This window comes from Rubritepida flocculans DSM 14296 (assembly GCF_000425365.1).
Taxonomy (GTDB): domain Bacteria; phylum Pseudomonadota; class Alphaproteobacteria; order Acetobacterales; family Acetobacteraceae; genus Roseococcus; species Roseococcus flocculans.
The window spans coordinates 68,904-91,430 of sequence record NZ_AUDH01000009.1 but is presented as its reverse complement, the minus strand read 5'-3'; the positions used below and the strand labels follow the sequence as shown (position 1 = coordinate 91,430).

Annotated in this window: 22 protein-coding genes; 14 read left to right on the top strand and 8 right to left on the bottom strand. The window is 74.4% G+C overall.

The genetic code is table 11. From position 1 onward, the window contains the following. The first annotated feature begins 10 nt into the window (after positions 1-10). Together moaC and H596_RS0110355 are read left to right on the top strand one after the other, a co-directional pair. Entirely contained in the window at positions 11-490 is a 480-nt protein-coding gene (gene moaC / locus H596_RS0110360; RefSeq protein WP_027284833.1) for a cyclic pyranopterin monophosphate synthase MoaC, read from the top strand. Beyond that, on the top strand, positions 487-1,698 hold the full coding sequence (locus H596_RS0110355) for a molybdopterin molybdotransferase MoeA (protein WP_027284832.1): 1,212 nt from the start codon (positions 487-489) through the stop codon (positions 1,696-1,698). Before moaC ends, H596_RS0110355 begins: the two co-directional genes overlap by 4 nt. Before the next feature lie 14 nt (positions 1,699-1,712). On the opposite strand, the gene H596_RS0110350 is transcribed toward H596_RS0110355, so the two are convergent. After that, positions 1,713-2,411 (bottom strand): alpha/beta fold hydrolase, encoded by a 699-nt coding sequence (locus tag H596_RS0110350; RefSeq protein ID WP_037300890.1) that lies wholly within the window; start codon positions 2,409-2,411, stop codon positions 1,713-1,715. A gap of 159 nt (positions 2,412-2,570) precedes the next feature. Between H596_RS0110350 and H596_RS21035 the strand changes: the two genes are divergently transcribed. The 4 genes from H596_RS21035 (at position 2,571) to H596_RS0110330 (ending at position 7,850) form a co-directional block, all read left to right on the top strand. Further along, entirely contained in the window at positions 2,571-4,385 is a 1,815-nt protein-coding gene (locus H596_RS21035) for a DEAD/DEAH box helicase (protein WP_084602679.1), read from the top strand. 69 nt (positions 4,386-4,454) lie between these two features. Beyond that, positions 4,455-5,660: an acyl-CoA dehydrogenase gene (locus H596_RS0110340; protein ID WP_027284830.1), complete on the top strand. Its 1,206-nt coding sequence runs from the start codon at positions 4,455-4,457 to the stop codon at positions 5,658-5,660. A gap of 7 nt (positions 5,661-5,667) precedes the next feature. Beyond that, positions 5,668-6,897 carry a class I SAM-dependent RNA methyltransferase gene (locus H596_RS0110335; RefSeq protein WP_027284829.1) on the top strand — a complete coding sequence of 410 codons (1,230 nt, stop codon included), beginning with the start codon at positions 5,668-5,670 and terminating at the stop codon, positions 6,895-6,897. A gap of 8 nt (positions 6,898-6,905) precedes the next feature. After that, positions 6,906-7,850, top strand: a complete 945-nt coding sequence (locus tag H596_RS0110330; protein WP_051212770.1) for an N-carbamoyl-D-amino-acid hydrolase — start codon at positions 6,906-6,908, stop codon at positions 7,848-7,850. A gap of 18 nt (positions 7,851-7,868) precedes the next feature. On the opposite strand, the gene infC is transcribed toward H596_RS0110330, so the two are convergent. Together infC and thrS are read right to left on the bottom strand one after the other, a co-directional pair. Beyond that, positions 7,869-8,393: a translation initiation factor IF-3 gene (gene infC / locus H596_RS0110325; RefSeq protein WP_027284827.1), complete on the bottom strand. Its 525-nt coding sequence runs from the start codon at positions 8,391-8,393 to the stop codon at positions 7,869-7,871. A 70-nt stretch (positions 8,394-8,463) separates the two neighbouring features. Next, positions 8,464-10,416 carry a threonine--tRNA ligase gene (gene thrS, locus H596_RS0110320; protein ID WP_027284826.1) on the bottom strand — a complete coding sequence of 651 codons (1,953 nt, stop codon included), beginning with the start codon at positions 10,414-10,416 and terminating at the stop codon, positions 8,464-8,466. A gap of 110 nt (positions 10,417-10,526) precedes the next feature. Here thrS and H596_RS23405 point away from each other — a divergent pair, with 110 nt between their 5' ends. Continuing rightward, positions 10,527-11,387 carry an NYN domain-containing protein gene (locus tag H596_RS23405; RefSeq protein WP_084602677.1) on the top strand — a complete coding sequence of 287 codons (861 nt, stop codon included), beginning with the start codon at positions 10,527-10,529 and terminating at the stop codon, positions 11,385-11,387. Here H596_RS23405 and H596_RS21030 read toward each other — a convergent pair. Beyond that, the gene (locus tag H596_RS21030; protein ID WP_084602675.1) at positions 11,294-12,478 is read right to left on the bottom strand and encodes a glycosyltransferase family 4 protein; all 1,185 of its coding nucleotides are present in this window, start codon (positions 12,476-12,478) and stop codon (positions 11,294-11,296) included. The genes H596_RS23405 and H596_RS21030 overlap by 94 nt on opposite strands. A gap of 63 nt (positions 12,479-12,541) precedes the next feature. Between H596_RS21030 and H596_RS0110305 the strand changes: the two genes are divergently transcribed. Continuing rightward, positions 12,542-13,300, top strand: coding sequence for an alpha/beta hydrolase (locus tag H596_RS0110305; RefSeq protein ID WP_027284824.1), 759 nt, complete (start codon positions 12,542-12,544; stop codon positions 13,298-13,300). Here H596_RS0110305 and H596_RS0110300 read toward each other — a convergent pair. Further along, positions 13,232-14,128 (bottom strand): Rossmann-fold NAD(P)-binding domain-containing protein, encoded by an 897-nt coding sequence (locus H596_RS0110300; protein ID WP_027284823.1) that lies wholly within the window; start codon positions 14,126-14,128, stop codon positions 13,232-13,234. The two genes, H596_RS0110305 and H596_RS0110300, sit on opposite strands and share 69 nt — an antisense overlap. Before the next feature lie 83 nt (positions 14,129-14,211). On the opposite strand from H596_RS0110300, the gene H596_RS21025 reads away from it, so the two are divergent. After that, entirely contained in the window at positions 14,212-15,063 is an 852-nt protein-coding gene (locus tag H596_RS21025; protein ID WP_245583986.1) for a tetratricopeptide repeat protein, read from the top strand. On the opposite strand, the gene ltnD is transcribed toward H596_RS21025, so the two are convergent. From ltnD to H596_RS0110280, 3 genes are read right to left on the bottom strand one after another with little or no spacing between them, the layout of a single operon-like run. Next, complete coding sequence (gene ltnD / locus H596_RS21020) at positions 15,060-15,980, bottom strand: L-threonate dehydrogenase (RefSeq protein WP_051212766.1); 921 nt, start codon at positions 15,978-15,980, stop codon at positions 15,060-15,062. The two genes, H596_RS21025 and ltnD, sit on opposite strands and share 4 nt — an antisense overlap. Continuing rightward, complete coding sequence (locus H596_RS0110285; RefSeq protein ID WP_027284822.1) at positions 15,977-17,218, bottom strand: flavin-dependent oxidoreductase; 1,242 nt, start codon at positions 17,216-17,218, stop codon at positions 15,977-15,979. Before H596_RS0110285 ends, ltnD begins: the two co-directional genes overlap by 4 nt. A 10-nt stretch (positions 17,219-17,228) precedes the next feature. Beyond that, positions 17,229-18,512 (bottom strand): amidase, encoded by a 1,284-nt coding sequence (locus H596_RS0110280; protein WP_027284821.1) that lies wholly within the window; start codon positions 18,510-18,512, stop codon positions 17,229-17,231. Between the two features lie 64 nt (positions 18,513-18,576). Between H596_RS0110280 and H596_RS0110275 the strand changes: the two genes are divergently transcribed. From H596_RS0110275 to H596_RS0110255, 5 genes are all read left to right on the top strand, one after another. Next, complete coding sequence (locus H596_RS0110275; protein ID WP_245583985.1) at positions 18,577-19,053, top strand: hypothetical protein; 477 nt, start codon at positions 18,577-18,579, stop codon at positions 19,051-19,053. Between the two features lie 15 nt (positions 19,054-19,068). After that, a complete protein-coding gene (locus tag H596_RS0110270) occupies positions 19,069-19,470 on the top strand; it encodes a hypothetical protein (RefSeq protein ID WP_027284819.1) in 402 nt (133 codons plus the stop codon). A 15-nt stretch (positions 19,471-19,485) separates the two neighbouring features. Then, positions 19,486-20,724 (top strand): MFS transporter, encoded by a 1,239-nt coding sequence (locus H596_RS0110265; protein ID WP_084602673.1) that lies wholly within the window; start codon positions 19,486-19,488, stop codon positions 20,722-20,724. Positions 20,725-20,734: 10 nt separating this feature from the next. Further along, positions 20,735-21,712 carry a Gfo/Idh/MocA family protein gene (locus H596_RS0110260; protein WP_027284817.1) on the top strand — a complete coding sequence of 326 codons (978 nt, stop codon included), beginning with the start codon at positions 20,735-20,737 and terminating at the stop codon, positions 21,710-21,712. A 98-nt stretch (positions 21,713-21,810) separates the two neighbouring features. Continuing rightward, entirely contained in the window at positions 21,811-22,161 is a 351-nt protein-coding gene (locus tag H596_RS0110255) for a RidA family protein (RefSeq protein ID WP_027284816.1), read from the top strand. The last annotated feature ends 366 nt before the right edge of the window (positions 22,162-22,527 follow it).

Below are 22,527 nucleotides of genomic sequence, written 5' to 3'. Positions count from 1 at the left end.
GGGGGCGGGCATGAGCGGGCTCACGCATTTCGACGCGGCCGGCAACGCCGCGATGGTGGATGTCTCCTCCAAGGCCGAGACGGCGCGGGTGGCCCGCGCCCGCGCGCGCATCGTCATGAAGCCCGAGACGCTCGCGCTGATCCGCGAAGGCCGGGCGGGCAAGGGCGATGTGCTGGGCGTGGCGCGCATCGCCGGCATCATGGCCGCCAAGCGCACCCATGAGCTGATCCCGCTCTGCCACCCGCTTTTGATCAGCAAGGTGGCGGTGGAGTTCGAGATCGCGCCGCCCGACGCCATCGAGATCGAGGCCAGCGTCTCGCTCACCGGCAGGACCGGGGTGGAGATGGAGGCGCTGACGGCGGCCTCCGTCGCCGCCCTCACCATTTACGACATGGTGAAGGCGGTGGACCGCGGCATGCGCATCGAGGCGCTGCGCGTGGTGCACAAGGCGGGCGGCAAGTCCGGCACCTTCAGCGAGGCGGGCGCGTGATCCCGGTCGCGGAGGCGCGGGCGCGCATCCTCGCGGGCGTGACGCCCGTCTCCGCCGAGACCATCCCGCTCACGGCCGCGGCGGGCCGGGTGCTGGCCGCCCCCCTGCGCGCGCGCGTCACCCAGCCGCCCGCCGATGTCTCGGCCATGGACGGCTACGCCCTGCGCGCCGCCGAGGCCAATGCGGGCATGGCGCTGCGGGTGATCGGCGCCGCGCCGGCCGGGCGGCCCTTCGCCGGCGGGCTCGGCCCCGGCGAGGCGCTGCGCATCTTCACCGGCGCGCCGATCCCCGAGGGCGCGGACGGCATCCTGCTGCAGGAGGATGCAAGGCTCGACGCCGAGGGCCGCGTCACCGCCGCCGACCAGGTGACGCCGGGCCGCTGGATCCGCCCCCGCGGGCTCGATTTCGCCGAGGGCGATGTGCTGCTCGAGGCGGGGCGCAAGCTCGGCGCGCGCGAGATCGGGCTCGCCGCCGCCGCCAACCACCCCTTCCTGCCGGTGCGGCGCGCCCCGCGCGTGGCCATCCTCGCCACCGGCGACGAAATCCTGCTGCCCGGCGAGGCGCCCCGGCCCGGGGCGATCTACAGCTCCAACAGCTTCGCCCTGGCCGCGATGGTCGCGGCCGCGGGCGGCGCGCCGGAAATCCTGCCCGTGGCACCCGATGACGCCGGGGCCATCGGCGCGCTGATCGCGGGTGCGGCCTCGGCCGATGTGCTGCTCACCACCGGCGGCGCCTCGGTGGGCGAACATGATCTGGTGCGCGCCGCGCTGGAGGCGGAGGGCTACCGGCTCGACTTCTGGCGCATCGCCATGCGGCCTGGAAAGCCGCTCTTCCACGGCCGGCGCGCCGGCGGCCCCGCGGTGCTCGGCCTGCCGGGCAACCCCGTCTCGGCGCTGGTCTGCGGGGTGCTGTTCCTGCTGCCCCTGCTGGCCGCGCTGCTCGGCCGCGAGGGCTGGGCGCTGCCGCTCTCGCGCTTCCGGCTGGGGCGCGACCTGCCCGCGAACGACAAGCGCGAGGATCATCTGCGCGCCCGGCTGCTGCGCGCCCCGGACGGGGTGATGGAGGCCCTGCCCTTCGAGCGGCAGGACAGTTCCATGCTGCGCCTTCTGGCCGAGGCCGATGCGCTGGTGATCCGCGCGCCCCACGCCCCGCCCCTGCCCCGCGGGGCGGATGTGGAGGCCATCCCGCTCGCCGCGCTGGGGCTTTGATACGGTCGGCGCGCTCAGCCGCGCAGCCACTCGGCCATGGCCTCGGCCACGGCGAGGGGCTGCTCCATGCTGGGCAGATGGCCCGCCCCGGCGAATCGGCGCAGCCGCGCGCCGGGGATCAGGGCGGCCATCTCCTCATGCAGCGCGGGCGGCGTCAGCGCATCCTCCTCGCCGCAGGCGATCAGCGTCGGCACGGCGATCCGCGGCAGCAGCGGGCGCGAATCGGGCCGGCCCATGATCGCCGTCTGCTGGCGCAGGAAGGCTTCCGGCCCCACGCGCTCGGCCATCGCCATCACCTCCTCGGCCAGGGGGCCCTTCTGCTGGGCGGGATGCAGCAGCAGCGGCAGCAGCCGCGGCGTCACGCCGCGGAACTGCCCCTGGCGGCTGAGCGCGATGAGCGCCTGGCGGCGCTCGGTCTGCTCCGGCGCATCGGCGCGGGCGGAGGTGTCGAGGAGGGCGAGATGCGTCACCCGCGCCGGGGCGCGCCGCATGATCTCGAACGCCACATAGCCGCCCATGGAAAGGCCGGCGAGCGCGAAGCGCGGCGCATCTTCCATCACCGCCAGCGCATCCCGCGCCATGCCGGCGATGCTGTCGCGCTGCGTCAGGTCCGCCACGCGCGGCGCGGCGAGGCCGGCGAGCGGGGGCAGCACGTCGCGCCAGAGCCGCGCGTCGCACAGCAGCCCGGGCAGCAGGAGGAGGGGAAGAGCCATGCGCGCCCGATAGATCCGCCCCGCGCGCGCGTCCATCCGCCGCTTTGCGGTTGCGTTCCGCGCAAGGCCGGCGCATATGCGCGGTGTTGCAGCAGGGCGGGGGATCCGCCCGGGCCGGCGCGCGCCCTCACGGCTCGTGAAGCGGGCGCGGCGCGGCTCATGTGGCGCGAACCCCATGGGCGCCCCCGGGCGCCCGAGACGACCGGCGCAGGACACGACGCCTTGACCGACACGCCTGCGGCCCCTCTGGCCGCCGAGACGCAGAACCCCGACATCCCCGCCACGGACTCGCCGCCGCAGGCTGCAGCGCCCGCACAGGCGGAAGCCGCGCCCTCCGCAGCGCGCGAGATCGCCGCGCAAGCGCAGGAGGCCGAAGCCGCCGAGAGCGAAGCCGCCGAGGCGGAGGCCGCCGACAGCGAGCCCCCCCCGCCCGAGGAGGCCGCCCCCGAACCCCCGCGCGCCGTCTTCGCCGATCTCGGCCTCTCCGAGCCCATTCTCCGCGCGGTGGAGGAGGCCGGCTACCGCCACCCCACCCCCATCCAGGAACAGGCCATCCCCATCGTGCTGATGGGCCGCGACGTGCTGGGCTGCGCGCAGACCGGCACGGGCAAGACCGCCAGCTTCACCCTGCCGATGATGGACATCCTGGCCGGCTCGCGCGCCAAGGCGCGCATGCCGCGCAGCCTGATCCTCGAGCCCACGCGCGAGCTCGCGCTGCAGGTGGCCGAGCAGTTCGTGAAGTACGGCAAGTATCTCTCGCTCAGCCACGCGCTGCTGATCGGCGGCGAGAGCATGGACGAGCAGAAGGCCGTGCTCGAGAAGGGCGTGGACGTGCTGATCGCCACGCCGGGCCGGCTGCTCGACCTGTTCGAGCGCGGGCGCATCCTGCTCGCGGACTGCAAGGTGCTGGTGATCGACGAGGCCGACCGCATGCTCGACATGGGGTTCATCCCCGATGTGGAGCGCATCGTCTCGCTGCTGCCGCGCATGCGCCAGACGCTGTTCTTCTCGGCCACCATGGCGCCCGAAATCCGCAAGCTGGCGGACGCCTTCCTGCAGAACCCGAAGGAGATCACCGTCAGCCGCCCCGCCACGGTGGCGACGACCATCACCACCGGCCTGCTCTACGTGCAGGAGCGCGACAAGCGCGAGGCGCTGCGCCGGCTGATCCGGCGCGAGCAGGTGCAGAACGCGCTGATCTTCTGCAACCGCAAGCGCGACGTGGACATCCTCTACAAATCGCTCAAGCGGCACGGATTCTCGGTCGGCGCCCTGCACGGGGACATGGACCAGTCCGCCCGCTTCGCCACGCTCAACGCCTTCAAGGCGAACGAAATCCAGCTCCTCGTCTGCTCCGACGTGGCGGCGCGCGGGCTCGACATCGGCGGGCTCAGCCATGTCTTCAACTTCGACATCCCCTTCCACTCCGAGGACTATGTGCACCGCATCGGCCGCACGGGCCGGGCAGGGCGCGAGGGCCACGCCTATTCCATCGCCACCGCCGAGGACGCGAAGCTCGTCGCCGCCATCGAGAAGCTGACGGGCAAGCCCATCCCGCGCATCAGCCTCGACGGGCTCGATCCGGTGAGCGAGGAGGAGATCGCCGAGGCCGCCACCCGCAAGCGCGCCCGGCCCGGCGCGAAGGCCGAGCCGCGCGACCGCGGCCGGGGCGCGCGCGAGCGCGCCGACGGCCGCGACCGGCGCGAGGAGAAACCCCGGGAGGCGCGCGAGCCGCGCCGCGAGGAGCGCCCCCGCCGCGAGGAGCGCGAGTCCCGCCGGGAGGAGCGCGTGCGCGAGGAGCGCCCCCGCGCCGAGCCGCGCCGCGAGCGCGAGGATGCAGGCCCGCCCGTGCGCGGCTTCGGCGACAGCATCCCCGCCTTCATGCTCATTCCCATCCCGCGCCCGCGCCGGCCGGCGGCGGAACCCGCCGCGCCCGCCGAGGCCGCGACGGAGACCGCGGGCGAGGCGGCCTGATCCCTCCCCGCGCGATAGACTGCTGGTTGGTCGCCGCGCCACGCCGCGCGGCGGGTTGAGGAGGTCCGCATGAACGTCGTCACGCCGCCCGGAAAAACCAAGCTCGCCCCCTTCTCCTGGGAGGATGCGCTGCTGCTCGAGGAGCAGCTCACCGAGGAGGAGCGGATGATCCGCGACGCCGCGCGCGCCTTCTGCCAGGAGCGTCTGATGCCCGGCGTGCTGATGGCGAACCGCACGGAGAGCTTCGACCGCTCCATCATGAACGCCTTCGGCGAGCAGGGCTTCCTGGGCGCCACGCTGGAGGGCTACGGCTGCGCGGGCGTGAGCTATGTCGCCTACGGGCTGATGGCGCGCGAGGTGGAGCGCGTGGATTCCGGCTACCGCAGCGCCTTCTCGGTGCAGTCCTCGCTCGTGATGTTCCCCATCCACGCCTATGGCAGCGAGGCGCAGAAGCAGAAGTTCCTGCCCAAGCTGCGCACCGGCGAATGGGTGGGCTGCTTCGGCCTGACCGAGCCGGATGCGGGCTCCGACCCCTCCTCCATGCGCACGCGCGCGAAGCGCGTTGAGGGCGGCTGGCTCCTCTCCGGCTCCAAGACCTGGATCACCAACTCGCCCATCGCCGATGTCTGCCTCGTCTGGGCGAAGGACGACGAGGGCACGCTCGGCGGCTTCCTGCTCGAGCGCGGCATGAAGGGCCTGACCACGCCCAAGATCGAGGGCAAGTTCAGCCTGCGCGCCAGCGTCACCGGCATGATCATGATGGACGAGGTCTTCGTCCCCGAGGAGAACCGGCTGCCCGGCGCGCGCAGCTTCGCCGCCCCCTTCTCCTGCCTCAACCGCGCCCGCTACGGCATCGCCTGGGGCGTGCTGGGCGCGGCCGAGTTCTGCATGGCCGCGGCGCGCGACTACACGCTGAACCGCAGGATGTTCGGCCGGCCGCTGGCGCAGACGCAGCTCATCCAGAAGAAGCTCGCGGACATGGAGACCGAGATCGCGCTCGGCCTGCAGGCCGCGCTGCGCGTGGGGCGCCTCTTCGACGAGGGCAAGGCCGCGCCGGAGATGATCAGCCTCATCAAGCGCAACAACTGCGGCAAGGCGCTCGACATCGCCCGCATGTCCCGCGACATGCACGGCGGCAACGGCATCGTGGACGAGTATCACGTGATCCGCCACGTGATGAACCTCGAGACGGTGAACACCTATGAGGGCACGCATGACGTGCACGCCCTCATCCTCGGCCGCGCCATCACGGGGCTGAACGCCTTCGGGGGCTGAGCCCCCGATGCGCCTCGTCATCGCGCGCATGGGCGCGGCCGGCGACGGGGTGACGGAGGATGGCCGCTTCCTCCCCCTCGCCCTGCCCGGCGAGGTGGTGGAGGCGGAGCCCGAGGGCGAGCGGCGGCTGCGCCTGACCCGGCTGTTCGCCCCCTCGCCCGAGCGCGTCCCGCCCCCCTGCCCGCATTTCGGCGCCTGCGGCGCCTGCAGCCTCCAGCACTGGGCGGATGCGCCCTATGCCGCCTGGAAGCGCGGGCTGCTCCTCGAGGCGCTGGCGCGCGCGGGCTTTGCCGAAGCGCCGGTCGGCCCGCTCGCGCGCAACCCGCCCGGCGCGCGGCGCCGCGCGGATTTCGCCCTCGCCCGCGGGCGCGACGGGGTGGTGGAGATCGGCTTCCACGCCCGGGGCGCGGCGGATGTGGTGGCGCTGCACCGCTGCCTGGTGCTCGCGCCCCCGCTCGTGGCGCTGCTCGCCCCGCTCGCCGCCGCGCTGCGCGGGGTGCAGGGGCTGCGGCGCGCGGGCGGCGCGCTGGTGAACCTGCTCGACAGCGGGCCCGACCTGCTGCTGCGCACCGATGGCGCGCTGACGCTGCAGGACCGCCAGCGCCTGGCCGCCTTCGCCGAGGCCGAGGGCATCGCGCGCATCGCCTGGCAGGGCCCCAAGGGCCCGGCCGAGACGGCGGTGCAGCTCCGCCCCGTGCGGCATCGGCTGGCGGGGGTGGAGATCGCGCCCCCGCCCGGCGCCTTCCTGCAGGCGAGCGCGGAGGGGGAGGCCGCCATCACCGCCGCCGTGCTGGCCGGGCTGCCGGAGAAGCTCGGGCCCCGCGCGCGGATTGCCGATCTCTACGCCGGGCTCGGCACCCTTTCCCTGCCGCTCGCCGCGCGCGGGGTGGTGCGGGCCTTCGAAGGCGAGGCCGGGGCGGTGGCGGCGCTGGCCGGCGCCCATCCGCGCGTGCAGGCCGAGCGGCGCGACCTGGCGCGCCAGCCCCTGCTGCCCGCCGAGCTCAAGGGCTTCGCCGCCGTGGTGCTCGACCCGCCCTTCGCCGGCGCGGCCGAGCAGGTGGCGCAGATCGCGCGCAGCACGGTCGGGCGCGTCATCTACGTCTCCTGCAACCCGGCCGCGCTGGCGCGCGATGCGGGGCTGCTGCGGCGCGCGGGCTTCGCCGTGCGGGCGGCCACGCCGGTGGACCAGTTCCTGTGGTCCGCCCATCTGGAGAGCGTGGTGGTTTTCGCGCGATAATCCCGCCCATGCCCCGCCTGATCACGCTCGCCGGCGCGCAGACCGGCCCCATCCAGCGCGCCGACAGCCGCGCGCGCACCCTCGAGCGGCTGATCGCCCTGCTCGAATCCGCGGCGCGGCAGGGCGCGCAGCTCGTGGTCTTTCCCGAGCTCGCGCTCACCACCTTCTTCCCGCGCTGGTTCATCCCCGAGGCGGCCGAGCTCGACGCCTGGTTCGAGCGCGAGATGCCCAACCCGGGCTGCCAGCGCCTGTTCGACCGCGCGCGGGAGCTCGGCGTGGGCTTCTACCTCGGCTACGCCGAGCTCACGCCCGAGGGGCGGCGCTTCAACAGCGCCATCACCGTCGGGCCGGACGGGAGGATCCTCGCCAAATACCGCAAGGTGCATCTGCCCGGCAGCGTGGAGCCCCGCCCCGGCAGCCGCTTCCAGCAGCTCGAGAAGCGCTATTTCGAGTATGGCGATCTCGGCTTCCCCGCCTTCCGCGGCCCCGCCGAATGGGGCGGGCCGGTGATGGGCATGCTCATCTGCAACGACCGCCGCTGGCCGGAGGCCTGGCGCTGCTACGGGCTGCAGGGGGTGGAGCTGATGGTGATGGGCTACAACTCCGCCGCCTATGACCCGAACGGGGGCGAGACGGAGAGCGCGGATCTGCGCCGCTTCCACTCCACCCTGGCCGTGCAGGCCAACGCCTACATGAACGCCACCTGGGCGGTGAGCGTGGCGAAGGCCGGCAACGAGGACGGCTCGGGCCTGATCGGCGGCTCGGTGATCGTCAGCCCCGACGGGCTGGTGGTGGCGGAGGCGCGGACGCTGGAGGACGAGGTGATCCTCGCGGAGTGCGACCTCGACGCCTGCCGCCAGGGCAAGGAGAAGATGTTCAACTTCGCCGCCCACCGCCGGCCCGAGCATTACCGGCGCATCGTGGAGCAGGTAGGGGCTGTGCCGCCCGGCTGATCCGGGCGGCCAGCCCGATCACTTCGGCGCCAGCACCATCACCATCTGGCGGTTCTCGAGGCGCGGCATGGATTCGACCTTCACCATGTCGGCCAGCTCCGCCCGGATGCGCTCGAGCAGCTTCACGCCGAGTTCCTGGTGCGCCATCTCGCGGCCGCGGAACCGCAGAGTGACTTTCACCTTGTCGCCCTCGCTGATGAAGCTCTTGGCCTGCTTCATCTTCACCTCGTAGTCGTGGTCGTCGATATTGGGGCGAACCTTGATTTCCTTGATCTCGACGATCTTCTGCTTCTTGCGGGCCTCGTTGGCCTTCTTCTGCTGTTCGTACTTGAACTTGCCGTAGTCGGTGATCTTGCAGACCGGCGGCACCGCGTTGGGGCTGATCTCCAGAAGGTCGAGCCCCGCCTGATAGGCGCGATACAGCGCGTCGCGGATGCTCATCACCCCGATCATCTCCCCGTTCTCGTCGATGAGACGGACCTGGGGGACGCGGATCTCCTCGTTCACGCGGGGGCCTTCACGCGAAGGCGGCGCGGGGGGCATGGGGCCTCGGGCTATGGTGCTCTCCTGTCGTTGTTCCGGCGAGTCTGGCGCCCGTCTTATGGGGCGCGCTTCATTTCGCTGCAACGGGCGCGCTTGACAAATCCGGCGCGCGCCCCTCGGCCGCCAGCCGCCGCACCGCCTCGGCGAGCGGCAGCGCCTCCTGCTCGCGGCCCGGCAGGCGGCGCAGCACGAGGCTGCCCTCCTCCGCCTCGCGCCGGCCGACGACGGCGAGCACCGGCACCCGGGCCTCGATATGGTCCACGACCTTGCGGTTGATCTTCTCGTTGCGGAGATCAGTATCGACGCGCAGCCCCGCCGCGCGCAGCGCCGCCGCGGCCTGCTCGGCGAAGGGGGCGGCGTCGTCCACGATGGTCGCCACCACCACCTGCACGGGGGCGAGCCAGAGCGGGAAGCGCCCCGCGTGCTGCTCGATCAGGATGCCGAGGAAGCGCTCGAAGGAACCCAGGATGGCCCGGTGCAGCATCACCGGCCGCTTGCGCGTGCCGTCCTCGGCCACATAGGTCGCGTCCAGCCGCTCGGGCAGCACGAAATCCACCTGCAGCGTGCCGCACTGCCAGTCGCGGCCGATCGCATCGCGCAGCACGAACTCGAGCTTGGGGCCGTAGAAGGCGCCCTCGCCCGGGTTCAGCTCGTAGGCGACGCCCGCGGTGACGCAGGCCTCGCGCAGCGCGCCTTCCGCGCGGTCCCAGGTCGCGTCGTCGCCGGCGCGGATGTCGGGGCGGTCGGAGAACTTCACGCGGAAGCCCTCGAAGCCGAGGTCGCGGTAGATCGAGGAGAGGAGTTCGACGAAGCGCACCGTCTCGGCGGCGATCTGGTGCTCCTCGCAGAAGATGTGCGCGTCGTCCTGGGTGAAGGCGCGCACGCGCATGATGCCGTGCAGCGCGCCCGAGGGCTCGAAGCGGTGGCAGGCGCCGAACTCGGCCATGCGCAGCGGCAGCTCGCGGTAGCTGCGCAGGCCCTGGTTGAAGATCTGCACATGGCAGGGGCAGTTCATGGGCTTGAGCGCATAGACGCGCTCGGCCTCCTCCTTGTCCTCGACCTTGGCGAGGAACATGGCGTGGCGGAACTTCTCCCAATGCCCGGAGGCCTCCCACAGCCGCCGGTCCACGAGCTGGGGCGTCCTCACCTCCAGGTAGCCGGCCGCATCCAGGCGGCGGCGCATATAGGCCTCGACGGTGCGGTAGAGCGTCCAGCCGCGCGGGTGCCAGAAGACGCTGCCCGTCGCCTCCTCCTGGAGGTGGAACAGCCCCATCTCGCGGCCGATGCGGCGGTGGTCGCGGCGCTCGGCCTCCTCCAGCATGGTGAGGTAGGCCTCGAGCTCCTTGCGGTCGCGCCAGGCGGTGCCGTAGATGCGGCTGAGCACCGGGTTCTCGCTCTTGCCGCGCCAGTAGGCGCCGGCGACCTTCATGAGCTTGAAGGCGTCGCCCACATCGGCGGTGGTGCGCATGTGCGGGCCGCGGCAGAGATCCACCCATTCGCCCTGGCTGTAGAGGCTGATCTCCTCGCCCTCGGGCAGGTCGCGGATCAGCTCCACCTTGAAGCGCTCGCCCTTCCTCACGAAGAGGTCCACCGCCTCGGCGCGGGAGACGACGCGCCGCGCGAAGGGCGCGCCGCGCGCGACGATCTCGCGCATCTTCGCCTCGATGGCGGGGAAGTCCTCGGGCGTGAAGGGCTCGTTGCGGTGGAAGTCGTAGTAGAAGCCGTTCTCGATGGCGGGCCCGATGGTCACCTGCGTCCCCGGGTAGAGCTCCTGCACCGCCTCGGCCAGCACATGGGCGCAGTCGTGGCGGATCAGCTCCAGCGCCTCGGGATCCTTGCGGGTGATGAAGCGCACGCGCGCGTCGGCGGCGATCTCGGCCGAGAGGTCGCGCAGCGCGCCGTCCACCTCCATGGCCAGCGCGGCGCGGGCGAGGCCGGGGCCGATGCTCTCGGCCAGCGCCCTGCCCGTCACCGGCCCATCGAAGGCGCGCACGGATCCATCGGGCAGGGTGATCGCGGGCATCGGCGGGGCTCGGCCTCTTTCGCGGGAAAACGGGGGCGGACCATGGGCAGCCCCCCGCGCGCGGTCAAGGCCGGCTTGCGCCGCGCCCGCCCCCGCGCGCAGCATGGGCCATGTCCGATTCCCCGCTGCGCGGCGCGATCTACGTGGATTTCGACAATGTGGTCTCCGGCCTGCGCGACGGCGCGGGGGCGGAATGGGCGCTGCGCTTCGCCGAGGCGCCGGAGGAATGGCTCGCCTGGCTGATGCAGGGGGCGGCCCGGCGCATGCTCATCCGCCGCTGCTACATGAACCCCGCCGGCTGGCTGGAGGGGGAGCAGGGCGAGCGGCGCTACTTCTCCAGCTTCCGCGCCGCCTTCCAGGGCGCGGGCTTCGAGGTGGTGGACTGCCCGCGCCTGACGCGCAGCAAGAACGCGGCCGATCTGCGCATCGCCCTCGACGTGCTGGACGCGCTCGGCAACCCGCATGCGCGCATCGGGGAGTTCACCCTGCTCTCCAGCGATTCCGACTTCGTGCCCCTGCTTCTGCGCCTGCGCGCGGCGGACCGCGCCACGCGCCTCGTCGCGCACCCCGATCTCGGCCGGGTGGTGCGCGCCGCGGCGGACGAGGTGATCGGCCTCGACGCGCTGGCCGCGGCGCTGGGCTGGCGCGCCGCGCCCGAGGCGCATTTCGGCCATGTGCCGCCGGAGGAAATCCTCGCCGCGCTGCGCGAGGCCATGGCCGAGGCGCGCGCGCCCGTGCATCTGCCCACCCTCGGCAAGATCGTGCTGGAGCGCACGGGCCAGACCCTGCGCGGCAGCGATTATGCCGGCTTCGGCGCGCTGGAGCCCATGCTGGAGGCGGCCGGCGGCTTCATCCGCCAGGACGGGCCCGGGGGCGGCTATGTGCTGCGGCCGGAATGGCTCGCGCCTCCCTCGGCCGAGGCCGCGGCCGAGCCCGCCCCGGGCGGCGAGACGCCCAGCAGCTCGGCATAGACCGCAAGGGTGGCCGCCTGCATGGCGGCGATGGAGGGCGCGGCGGCGCGGGCGGCGGCGGCGATGCGCGCGCGCGCCTCCTCGGGCAGGGCCAGCGCCTCGCGGATCGCGGCGGCGAGGGCGGCGGGATCGCCCGGCGGCGCGCGCCAGCCGGTCACGCCATGCTGCACCGTCTCGCGCGGGGCGCCGAGGTCGGAGGCGATGACGAGGCGGCCCATCATCTGCGCCTCGGCGATGGTGCGGCCGAAGCCCTCGGGCTCCAGGCTCGCATGCACCACCACATCGGCGGCCATCAGCGCGGCGGGCACATCCTCCACATGGCCGGGCAGGTGCAGGCGCTGCGCCACGCCCAGCCGCTCGGCGGCGGCGAGGAGGGACTGCACATAGGCGTCCCGCCCCTGGGCGTCGCCGGCCAGCACCGCATGGGCGCCGGGCAGCAGGGCCAGCGCCTCGACCAGCACCGACTGCCCCTTCCAGCGCGAGAGCCGCGCGGGCATCAGGATCAGCGGCGCGCCCGCCGGCACCCCCCAGGCGCGGCGCAGCGCGGCGGCGGCGGCGGGCGGCACGCGGGCGGGGTCGAAACGCCGCGAATCGGCCCCGCGCAGGATCACGCGCAGCCGCGCCTCCTCCACGCCATGGGTGGCGCGGACATGGGCCGCGATGTGGTGGCTGATCGCGATCACCCGGTCGCCGCGGGCCATGACGGAGTTGTAGAGCCGCTTGCCCGGAAACCCCTCGGAATAGGTGGCGTGGTAGGTGGTGACGAAGGGCACCCCCGTCCGCCGCGCCGCCAGCAGCGCCGACCAGGCGGGCCCGCGCGAGCGCGCATGGATCAGCGAGACCCCCTCGCGCCGGATCACCTCCTCGAGAAGGGCCGCGTTGCGCCAGATGCGCCAGGGCGATTTGCCGGCCAGCGGCAGCGGGATGTGGCGCGCGCCGAGCCGCTCGAGCTCCGGCGCCAGCCGCCCGCCGGAGGAGGCGACCAGCGCCCGCCAGCCCGCCGCCGCGATGGCCTCGGCGATCTCGAGCGTGCCGCGCTCCACCCCGCCCGCGTCGAGGCTCGGCAGCACCTGGAGGATCGCGGGCGTCATGCCCCGCCCTTACGGCGGCGCGGCGGGTTTGACCATGGGCGGCGGCGGTGCCAAGCCCGGGCCATGCGCGAAGAGAGCCTCACCCTCCCCGCCCCCGACGGCACGCCGCTCGCCTGCCGCCGCCTGCCCGGCCGCGGCCCGGGCGTGGTGTTCCTGGGCGGCTTCCGCAGCGACATGACGGGAAGCAAGGCGGAGTTCCTGGCCGGCTGGTGCGCCGCGCGCGGCCGCGCCTTCCTGCGCTTCGACTACAGCGGCCATGGCGCCTCGGGCGGGCGCTTCGAGGAGGGCAGCATCGGCCGCTGGACCGCGGACGCCGAAGCCGCGCTGACGCGGCTCACCGAAGGGCCGCAGATTCTCGTCGGCTCCTCCATGGGCGGCTGGATCGCGCTGCTGCTGGCGCTGCGCCACCCCGAACGGCTCGCCGGGCTCATCGGCATCGCCCCCGCGCCCGACTTCACCGAGGAGCTCATGTGGGCGCGCTTCCCCGAGCCGGTGCGCGCCGCGCTGCTGCGCGAGGGGCGCTGGCTGCGGCCTTCCGAGTATGGCGACCCCATCCCCATCACCCGCGCGCTGATCGAGGAGGGGCGGAGGCATCTTCTGCTCGGCGCGCCCATCCCCATCGCCGCGCCGGTGCGGCTGCTGCACGGCCAGCAGGACCCGGACGTGCCCTGGCGGCACAGCCTGCGCCTGGCGGAGCGCATCACCGGGGCGGATGTGGAGGTGACGCTGGTGAAGGCGGGCGACCACCGCCTCTCAACCCCGGCGAACCTCGCCCTGCTCGGCCGCACCCTGGGCGCGCTGCTCGGCGAGGATGGCGGCTAGCCCCTCGCGGTAGCTGGGAAAGGCCCAGTCCAGCCCCAGCGCCGCCTTGGTGCGCGCATTGGCGACGCGCCGGTTCTCCGCCCAGAAGCTGCGGGCCATCTCGCTCATCCGCGCCCAGGCCTCGGCGAAGGGGGTCTCGGGCGGCGGGGGCAGGCCGAGAAGGCGGCAGGCCTCCTCCACCACGCGGGCGGGCTCGGCCGGCTCGTCGTCCACCAGGTGCAGCACGCGCAGCCCGGGCGCGGGCGGGCGGGCGGCGGCGGCGAGCACGGCGCGGACGATGTCCTGCACATGGATGCGGCCGAAGGCGTGGCCGGGCTTGAGGATGCGCCGCGCCGTGCCGGCCCGCGCCTCGTCGAGGGCGCTGCGCCCCGGGCCGTAGATGCCGCCGGTGCGGAACAGGTCCACCGCCGCGCGGCTGGCCAGGGCCTCCCATTGCCGCTCCGCCTCGCGCCGGCGGAGGCTGCGGGGCTGGCCGGGGGCGGGGGGCGTGTCCTCCTCCACCCAGCCGCCGCCGCGGTCGCCATAGACGCCGGTGGTCGAGAGATAGCCCACCCAGCGCAGCGGCGCGGCGGAGAGCCGCGCGGCATGGGCGGCCCAGACCGGGTCGCCCGCCTCGCCGGGCGGGGCGGTGACGAGGAGGTGGGTGGCCGCCTCCACCCAGCCCGGCGCGGCGAACTCCACCACCTCCACCCCGGGCGGGGGCGAGAGGGCGGCGGGGTCGCGCGCCGTGGCGCGCACGCGCCAGCCCCCGGCCGCGGCGCGCGCGGCGACGGCCCGGCCGGTGTAGCCGAGCCCGACCACGGTGAGGGTGCGGGGAGTCTCGCCCATGCGCGTCGAAGATGGACGCAGGGCCCGGCCCGCGCCAGCCCCGCCCGATTCCGCGCGGCGGAATCCTGGTCTATGCTGCGCGCGTGACGTTTCGCACGCTCCTGATCCTGGCCGCCGCCGTGGTGCTCGTCTTCGGCGCGCTGCTCGCGTTCCGGCCGGGCGAGCGGATCGAGACGGCGGCGCCCCCCGGCACGCCCCCCGCGCTGGTCGAGCTTCTTCCCCTGCCCCTGCCGCCCGAGCTGCCGCGCATCGCCGATGGGCCGGACTATGACCGCTGCCTCGAGATGCTGCGCGACGATCCCGAGGAGGCGATGCGCTTCGCCCAGGCCTGGGACGCCACCGGCGGCGGCGAGGGCGCGCTGCATTGCGCGGCGCTGGCCATGATCGGCCTGGGCGAGCCCGACCGCGCGGCCGAGCGGCTGGAGCGGCTGGCGGCTGGCAGCCGCTCCGGCGGGCTGGCCCGCGCCTCGGTCTATGGGCAGGCGGCGCAGGCCTGGATGATGGCGGGCGATCCGAACCGCGCCTTCGGCGCCGTCACCATGGCGCTCACCCTCGCCCCCACGGATCCCGACCTGATGGTGGACCGCGCCGTGGTGCTGGCCGCGCTGCGCCGCTACGGCGAGGCGCTCGAGGATCTCGACCGCGCCCTGGCGCAGGAGCCCGAGCGCGTTGAGGCGCATGTGTTCCGCGCCGCCGCGCTGCGCCACCTCGACCGCGCGGCCGAGGCGATGGGCGCGGTGGAACGCGCGCTCGCCCTCGCCCCCGAGAACGCCGAGGCGCTGCTGGAGCGCGGCATCCTCCGCCAGCTCCGCGGCGACATCCAGGGCGCGCGCGCGGACTGGGAGCGGGTGGTGCAGCTCGCGCCCGACAGCGTGGCCGCGAGCCTCGCGCAGCAGAACCTCGCCCTGGCGGAGCTCGGCCCCCAGGGGCGTTAGGCCCGCCCCCCGGGCGGCTTCGCCTCCGCCCCGCCCGGCTCGCCCGGGAGGGGGAAGCCCGCCAGCGCCTGCCAGACGCGCAGCACGAAGGCGTCGTCCCGCCCGCCTTGGCCCAGCGCGCGCTGCGCGACGAAAAGCTGCAGCGCCTGGGCCGCCAGCGGCACGGGCAGCGCGGCCTCGCGCGCCATGGCCTCGACCAGGCCGAGATCCTTCACGAAGATGTCGCCCGCGCTGAGCGGCGTGTCGTCGCCCGCCAGCACATGCGCCATGCGGTTCTCGAACATCCAGGAATTGCCGGCCGCGCTGGTCACCACGCCATAGACCGTGTGCGGATCGAGCCCGCTGCGCAGGGCGAGGGCCATGGCCTCGGCGGCGGCGGCGATGTGCACCCCGGCGAGGAGCTGGTGCACCACCTTCATCGCCGCGCCCTGGCCGGGCTCGGGGCCGAGGTTCCACACCTTGCCCGCGATGGCGTCGAGCACGGGCTTCGCGGCGGCGAAGGCGGCCTCGGACCCGCTCGCCATCACCGTCATGCGGCCCTCGCGCGCCGCGGCGGCCCCGCCGGAGACGGGCGCGTCGAGGTGGAGCAGCCCGCGCGCCGCCGCCTCGGCCGCCAGCCGCCGCGCCTCGGCCGGCGCCATGGTGGCCGAGCAGATCACCACGCCGCCGGGGGCGAGGCGCTGCGCGGCGCCCTCGGGGCCGTAGAGCGCGGCCTCGGCCTGGGCGGCGTTCACCGTCAGCACCAGCAGGGCCTGCTGGCCGGGGTCGAGATCCGCCCCGCGCGCCACCGCGCGGTTGCCGAAACGCGCGCGCGCGGCCTCGGAGGGGTCCACCCCCGTCACCTCCAGCCCGGCGCGCAGCGCGCTCAGCGCCGCCCCCCCGCCCATGCTGCCGAGGCCGATGACCGCGAGCTTCACGCGCCCACGCTCCAGCTCTCGCGCGCGTTGAGAAGGGCGGGGTCGAAGCCCGCCAGCCGCTTGTACTCGGCCGCGGTGGTCTCGAGCTCCTCGCGCGAGATCACGGCGTAGAGGTCGGTGAAGCCGTGCGGCGCGCGGCGGTGCACCTCCTCCAGGATCACGTCGGGCCCGAGGGCGCGGTTGGCCAGCGTCAGCTTCGCGGTGGGCGGGCGGCGCTCGGCCTCGTAGGCGGCGAGGCCGGCCGGCACATCCCCCTTTGCGCGGGCGAGCTGCAGGGCGAGCTGCCGCGCGTCCAGGATGGCCTGGGAGGCGCCGTTGGAGCCGATCGGGTACATCGGATGGGCGGCGTCGCCCAGCAGCGTCACGCGGCCATCGGTCCAGCGCGGCAGCGGGTCGCGGTCCACCATCGGGTATTCGAAGACCTGCTCCGCGCCGCGGATCAGCCCCGGCACGTCGAGCCAGCCCCAGTTCCAGCCCTCGTAGTGGGAGAGGAAGCGCGCGCGGTCCACCTCGCGGTTCCAGTCCTCGCGGGCGAAGCCCTGGGCCGGGTCCACCTTCATCTCCGCGATCCAGTTGGTCAGCACCCGGCCATCGGGCAGGTGGCGGATGGGGTAGCAGACGAATTTCTGGTCGTGATGCCCCGCCTGCACCATGGAGGCGCCGGTGAGATAGGGGGCCGCGACGGTGGTGGCGCGCCAGAGGATGGCCCCGTTCCAGCAGGGCGGCCCCTCGCCCGGCGCGAAATGGGCGCGGATGCGCGAATGGATGCCGTCGGCCCCGATCAGCGCCGCCCCCCGCGCCTCGCCCCCCTGCTCGAAGCGCGCCGTCACGCCCTCCGCGTCCTGCGCGAAGCCGGCCACGCGCCGGCCCGTCTCGACGGGGATGCCGCGCGCCCGCGCCGCCTCCAGCAGCTTCATCTGCAGCACGCCGCGGTGGATGGAGTATTGCGGCCAGCGATAGCCGGCGGCCAGGCCGCGATCCTCCCGCCAGATCACCTGGCCATGGGCGGAGACGTAGAGCAGCTCGCGCGTCGCCACCGCGTTCCCGGCCAGCATCTCCGCGAGGCCGAGCTCCGTCAGCTCGCGCACCGCATGCGGCAGCAGGTTGATGCCCACGCCGAGCGGCCGCGGCTCGCGCACCTGTTCGAAGACGCGCGGGGCGAAGCCCGCGGCCTTGAGCGAGAGCGCGGCGACGAGGCCGCCGATGCCCCCGCCCGCGATCAGGATCTCCTGGCTCATCGTCCCCGCCTCACTGCATCGCCTGGCGGAGCCACTCGCCCCACATCAGGCACTGCGCGTCCTCGCCGCGCCGGGCCACCACCTGCACGCCGAGCGGCAGCCCCCTGGGCCCCGCGCCCGCCGGCACCGTCACGCAGGGGACGTGCAGCAGCGTCCAGAGGGTGTTGAAGGCCGGATCGCCCGTCCAGCCCAGCCCCTCGGGCGCCTCGCCCGGCGCGGCGGGGGTGATCACGGCGTCGAAGCCCTCGATGGCGGCGGGGAAGGCCGCCTGGGCGGCGGCGAAGGCGGCGCGCGCCTCGGCCAGCCGCGCGCGCGGCTCGGCGAGCGCCCAGCCCATGTTCTCGCGCATCACCGGCGAGAGCAGTGCGCAGGCGTGGTCGAGCTCCCAGGCCAGGGCCTCGGCGCTCTCCATGTGCATGACATGGCCGTGGAGTTCGCAGGCGCGGGAGAAGATCCCGGGCAGGGCGAGCGGCGTGACGCTCGCCCCGCGCGCGCGGGCGGCGGCGGCGGCGCGCTCCATGAGCGCCAGCGTCTCGGGCGCGGCCTTCTCCGCCGCGGGGCCCATGACGAGGGCGAAGCGCGGATGGCCCGCGGCGGGCTTCACGCGCAGGTCGCCGTGCTCCACGCCGGTCAGCGCCGTCATGGCGAGGGCGGCGTCCTCCACGCTGCGGGCCATCACGCCGATGGTGTCGAGGCTCTCGCTCATCACCTTCATGCCGGCACGGTGCAGCGTGCCGAAGCTCGGCTTGAAACCGACCACGCCGCAGAAGGCCGCGGGGCGGATGATGGAGCCCGCGGTCTGGGTGCCGAAGGCGAGGTGCAGCATCCCGGCCGCCACCCCTGCCGCCGAGCCCTGGGAGGAGCCGCCCGGGGTGTGGGCGGGGTTGTGCGGGTTCCTGGTCGGGCCCGGGTGGCGCGTGGCGAATTCGGTGGTGACGGTCTTGCCCGCGATCACCGCCCCTGCGCGGCGGGCGAGCGCCACGCAGGCGGCGTCCGCCCGCGGCCGGTGCCCCGCCCAGATGGGCGAGCCGTATTGCGAGGGCTGGTCGAAGGTGTCGAGCACATCCTTCACGCCGAGGAAGAGCCCGGCGAGCGGCCCCTTCGCCCCGCGCGCGTCCAGCGCATCGGCCTGGCGGCGGATCAGCGCGGGGTCGAGATGGGCGAAGGCGCGCACATCGCCCTCGCGCGCGGCGATGCGCGCGAGCATGGCTTCCGCGAGGTCGCGGGCCGTGAGGGCGCCGGAGCGGACGCGGCGGGCCGCCTCGGCGGCGGAGAGGGTGGCGGGGTCGGTCATGACGCGAGGCTAATCCGCGCGGGGCGAGGCTGTGAACCGGGCCGGAATGGGCCAGAATGGGGGCATGGTCCGCACCACCGCCCTGCCCTCCGGCGCCTTCCGGCACGAGCTGCCCGTCGCGCCCGGCGCCCTGCCCGCCGTGCCCCCCGCCGCGCTCGAGATCGCCTGGGACTGCGCGCGCGAGGCGGCGGAGGCCGGGCTCTGGGGCCCCGCGCGGCTGATCGCCTTCGCCGGCGGGGAGGAGATCGCGCTCACCGACCCCGACGCCGCCGCCTGGGCCGAGGCGATGGCCCGGCACGCGGGGTTCGAGACGCTGGCGGGCGTGGCGCTCTGCCTCAGGCTGCTCGCCCTCGTCGAGGTGATGGGCCGCGCCGCCTGGCTGCGCGGGCATTTCACCCTGGGCGCGGAGGGCGTGAGCTTCCACCCCGCGCTGCTCGCCGCCGCCGCCCGCGCCCCCCTGGACGCGACCGGCCGTTTCGAGGAATCGTCGCTGCGTGCGATGCTGCAGGGGATGCTCCCCCGGGCCGCCACGCCCGCCTGATCCAGAGAGTTCCCGATGCCCCGCGCCGCCCTGCTGCTCGCCTGCCTCGCCCTTTCCGCCGGGAGCCTCGGGGGCTGCGCCACGCAGCGCCCGGTGGCGCGCATCGTCGAGGCGCCGCCGGGCGCGCCGAGCACCAACCCCGCCGTGGTGGCCGCCTGCCGCGAGGAGATGGCCCGCCAGCTCGCCCGGCAGGACCGCGGGCAAATCCTGCGCGAGGACGAGCGCGACGTGCGGCTGGGCTCGGACACCACCGGCCCGCTCGGCTTCCGCGCGCCGATCGACCGCATGGGGCGCGAGTTCCGCTACGAGCGCATGGTGGAGGAATGCGTGCGCCTGAACACGCGCCAGAGCCAGGCGCAGCAGGCCCAGCCCCTGCCCGAACCGCCCCCCGCCCCGCCGCGCCGGGCCGGGCGCTAGCGCCCCCGGCGGCCCATGGCCGCCTTCGGCGCGCTGACCCGCGCCCTCTCCCACCGCGACGCCCGCATCTTCTTCGGCGCCAGCCTCACCGCCTGGACGGGGCTGTGGATGCACCGCATCGCGGTGATGTGGCTCGCCTGGGAGCTCACCCGCTCGGCCTTCTGGGTGGGCCTCGTCGCCTTCTGCGACTTGGCGCCCGCGGTGGTGTTCAGCCCCATCGCCGGGGCGGTGGCCGACCGGATGAACCGCGTGCGGCTGACCATGCTGGCCCAGGCCACCATCGGCGCCCAGGCGCTGGGCGTGGCGGCGCTGACCTGGGCAGGCGAGATCACCATCCTCTGGTTGCTCGCCTTCGAGGTGGTGGGCGGCGTCGCGGCGAGCTTCGCCCAGCCCGCGCGCCAGGCGCTGATGCCGGGCCTGGTGCCGCGGGCCGACCTTCCGGCGGCGGTGGCGGCGAACTCCCTCACCTTCAACGTGGCGCGCTTCCTCGGGCCCGCGCTGGCCGGGCCGATGATCGCGCTGGGCGGCGTGGTGCCCGTCATCCTCTGCAATGTGCTGGCCTATGCGGCGGCCACCGCCACCCTGCCCCTGCTGCGGCCGCATCCCGAGCATCTGCGCGGCCATGCGCCCGAGGCCTCGCTGCTGGCCGAGACGCTGGAGGGGTTCCGCTACGCCGCCTCGCACCCCGGCATCGGGCCGCTGCTCGCCTTCGCCGGGGTCTCGGCCATCCTGCTGCGCGGGGTGCAGGAGGTGCTGCCGCCTTATGTGGAGCGGCTCTTCGGCCAGGGCGCGGAGGGGCTCGCGCTGCTCACCGCCGCCATCGGGGTGGGGGCGCTGGCGGGCGGGCTCTGGGTTGCGGCGCGCGGGCGGCTCGGAGGCGTGACGCGCCTTGCGGTGGTGGGGGTGGCGCTGCAGGCGGCGGGAATCGCGGGCTTCGTCGCGACGGGCTTCTTCCCGCTCGCGGTGCTCTGCGGGGCGCTGTTCGGCGCCTGCGCCACCATCCACGGCATCAGCGTGCAGATGCTCTGCCAGTCCGCGGCGCTGACGAACATGCGCGGGCGGACGCTGGCGCTGTGGGGGCTGATCACGCGCGCCTGCCCGGCGCTGGGCGCGCTGCTGCTGGGGCTGACGGGCGAGTGGTTCGGCATGCGCGCGCCGACCTGGATCCTCGCCCTGCTGGCCTTCCTTCTCGCGGCCTGGGCGGTGACGCGGATGCGCCGCTGGGCCCGCCATCTCGAACACCCGCCAACATAGGGACAATGCGATGCTGAACTGCGCCATCGTGGGCATGGGCCGCTGGGGCCAGACGCTGGTGAACAGCGTGCACGGCCGCAACGAGAGCGGGCTGCGCTTCGTCGCCGGCTGCACCGGCCGGCCCGAGCGCGCGGCCGAATGGGCCGCCGAGAAGGGCATCCCCCTCCTGCCCGACTACGCGGCGGTGCTGGCGCACCCCGAGGTGCAGGCGGTGGTGCTCGCCACCCCGCACGGCCAGCACGCCGAGCAGGTGATCGCCGCCGCCCGCGCGGGCAAGCACGTGTTCGTGGAGAAGCCCTTCACGCTGAGCAAGGCCAGCGCCGAGGCCGCGGTGGCCGCCTGCCGCACGGCGGGGGTGGTGATGGCGCTCGGCCACAACCGGCGCTTCCTGCCCGCGGTCGCCGCGATGAAGGCGATGCTGGCCGAGGGCCGGCTCGGCCGGCTGCTGCATGTGGAGGGGCAGTTCAGCGGCCCCGGCGCGGCGGCCTACAAGCCCGGCATGTGGCGGGCCGACCGCAACGAGAGCCCCTTGGGCGGCATGGGCGGCATGGGCATCCACATGGTGGACATGATCATCCACCTCGCCGGCCGCTTCCGCGACGTGCGGGTGATCTCCAAGGCGCTGGTGAGCGAGACGATCGACGACACGACGGCCATGCTGGCCAATCTCGAGAACGGCGCCACCGTCACCTTCGCCACCCTCTCGCTCGCGCCGCGCTTCTGGCGCGTGGGGCTGTTCGGCACCAGGGGCTATGCGGTGCTGCAGGGGCATGAGCAGCTCACCTTCTGCCCGCTGGAGGGCAGCCCCGAGACGACGAGCTTCCCCGTGACCGACATCGAGCGCGCGGAGCTCGAGGCCTTCGCCCGCGCCGTGGCCGGCGGCCCCGCCTACCCGCTGCCGCCGGAGGAGGCGATCCATGGCGTGGCGGTGTTCGAGACGATGATCCACGCCGCGACTGCCGGCAGCGCCTGCGCCGTGCCGGCCTGACCCGCCGCCCGGGCGGGCGCGGGGCGCGGCTTCCGCCCCCGCCCGGCCCGGGCTACACGCGCCCCGCCAAACCCGCCCGAGGAGCAGAGACCCGGACCATGAGCAAGATCACCCGCACCGGCAGCAACCCGATCCTCTCCAGCGCCGTGGAGTATCACAACTTCGTCTTCCTGGCCGGCATCACCGCCGATGACCTGAGCCAGGACGTGACGGGCCAGACGCGCCAGGTCGTCGCCAAGATCGACTCGCTGCTGGAGGCGAACGGCACGGACAAGACTCGCCTGCTGCAGGCGCAGATCTGGCTGAAGGACATCCGCGACCGCGACGCCATGAACAAGGTGTGGGTGGAGTGGCTGGGCGATGCCGGCCGCCCCGCCCGCGCCTGCGTGCAGGCGAACATGGCCGATCCGCGCCACCTCGTGGAAATCATGATCACCGCCTGCAAGTAACGTTTTCCGGCGGCGCAGCATCGCCGCCAGCAACGCCCTGGACGGCGCCCGGCTCTCGGCCGCGGCGCCGTTTTTCATGCCTGGGCCATGGCCGCCGAGACTTGCCGCGCTGCGGGGGATGCTGGGCAGCCGGCGGCGTGACTGGGCCGAGACCTGTTGCGGCAGAATCGCCACACTGTGGCATCGCCCCATTGACGCCACAGTGTCAGGAATTTCGACCCATTTCCGCCCCCGCCGCCGCCCCGCATCCGACGAATCACGCCGTGTTGCGCCATGTGTCGGTTTTCGCGGTTGCCCACCCCCCGCCCGGCCGATACCGACACCGCGTCGCCGCGCATCGTCCGCGCGGCGGGGGGTTCATCCAGG